The 1,745-nt window shown below is 26.8% G+C and carries 2 protein-coding genes; both read right to left on the bottom strand.

All coding sequences use genetic code 11. From position 1 onward, the window contains the following. Nucleotides 1-185: 185 nt before the first annotated feature. The gene (locus LGK97_RS19530; protein WP_226261984.1) at nucleotides 186-1,388 is read right to left on the bottom strand and encodes an RNA-guided endonuclease InsQ/TnpB family protein; all 1,203 of its coding nucleotides are present in this window, start codon (nucleotides 1,386-1,388) and stop codon (nucleotides 186-188) included. Then, nucleotides 1,351-1,745, bottom strand: a 395-nt coding sequence (locus tag LGK97_RS19525) for an IS607 family transposase (RefSeq protein WP_226261982.1), incomplete at its 5' end; no start/stop codon positions are given. The genes LGK97_RS19530 and LGK97_RS19525, both read right to left, overlap by 38 nt.

Raw genomic sequence — 1,745 nt, 5'->3', positions numbered from 1 at the left:
CCGTTACTTAAAACTTATAAGAAGTTATAAAACTATAATTTCTAAGTTTAATTCCTTATTCATAGTGTTCTTTTTCATATTATTACTAATACTACTAAAGTTGTTTAACACTCCAAAGGCTTAAATTCCTCGGCAACGTCCGAGTACATATTAACATTGTCTTTTACATGACGTATGTTAATTTATTAAATTACTTTATATTCTTTACAATCTCTTAAATTCAAACTTGCATTATAATCCCTATCAAGTAAGCAACCACAGTCAGTACATATCCATTCTCTATCGCTTAAATTTAAGTCTTTATTAATATATCCACATTCATGACAAGTTTTTGAACTAGGATACCACCTACTTACCATTCTTAACTCAATATTATTCCATAGACATTTATAAGTTAATTCTCTTCTAAATTCATATAAATTCTGTTGTTGTATCACTTTTGATAAGTGTTTATTTTTCATCATACCACTTATATTTAAATCCTCAATAGTTATATAACTTGGTTTTCGTCTAACTATTTCTGTAGTAGTTTGATGAACATAATTATTTCTTACTCCATTTAATTTATGTTGGGATTTTCTCATTTTATCTTCTAATTTTATAATATTTTTGGTTTTCCTGGGTTTTTCCCATTTTATAAATACCTTATTCTCCTTTAAATTATCATATTTTCTTGATACTTGTCTTTGTAGTCTTTTCCTTCTTTTTTCTAATTTTTTCATTTTCTTAGTTTTATTAATATTTTTATAAGTAATGTTATCTGAGCAAATAGCTAAATCCTTTATTCCCAAATCAATTCCGACTCCCTCAGTGTCATTAATATTAGAATAATAATTATTATCATCCATACATTCAATTCCTACTGATATGAACCAATTTAAACCATCGAATGAACATCTAGGATTAATATATTTAACATCTTTACCAAAAGGAATTCTATTCTTTTCAGCTAGCTTTACCCAGTTTAATTGTTGTTTATTTTTCTTCTTGCTTTCACTAAATCCCTCAAATTTAACATGAGTTTCAGTAAATTGAATTTTCATATTATCTTGATAGAATTCAGGTTTTGATTTCTTTTTACTTTTAAATCTAGGAAATTTTGCTTTACCTTTAAAGAATCTTTTATAACTATTACAACAATCTTTAATAGCCTGTTTAGCTACATTATTGGATACTGTACTCAGCCATTTGTATTCATCTGTTTTCTTTAGTTGTGTCAATTCCTTTCGCAGTTCATTATCAGATATAAATTTACCACCATTTTTATAATTTTCTTGTTGTCTTGCTAAAGTCCAATTATAAATAAACCTTGCAGTTCCAGAACATTGAAACAACTTAGTATTTTGTTTATCATTCGGTATTAGCATCACTTTGATTCCCTTTATCATCATTTTCACCACCTTCAATTAATTCGTCAATCATTTTTCTAGTTCTATTGGCTCTTCTACCTTGCAAATTACAACTGAAAACAGTTATAATTTGTACTAAATCTTCCACCAATTCTTCCTGCTGAGTTTTTTCTGTGCTATCCAATATTTCAATCTCACATCCATTTAAATTAGCCATATATTCAACTAATTCAAACCCAAATCTTAACAGTCTATCTTTATAGAGAACAACTATTTTGTCCACTTCTCTATTGTTTATTTTCTTTAATAAATCTCTAAGCCCTTTTTTATTATAGTTTATTCCACTACCAATATCAGTAATAATTTCATATGATTTATTCAAAGAGTCTAAATACT

This window comes from Clostridium sp. CS001 (assembly GCF_020443565.1).
Lineage (GTDB): Bacteria > Bacillota > Clostridia > Clostridiales > Clostridiaceae > Clostridium_AD.
Note: the sequence above shows the minus strand (reverse complement) of the source record. Positions and strands in the feature narration are given on the sequence as shown.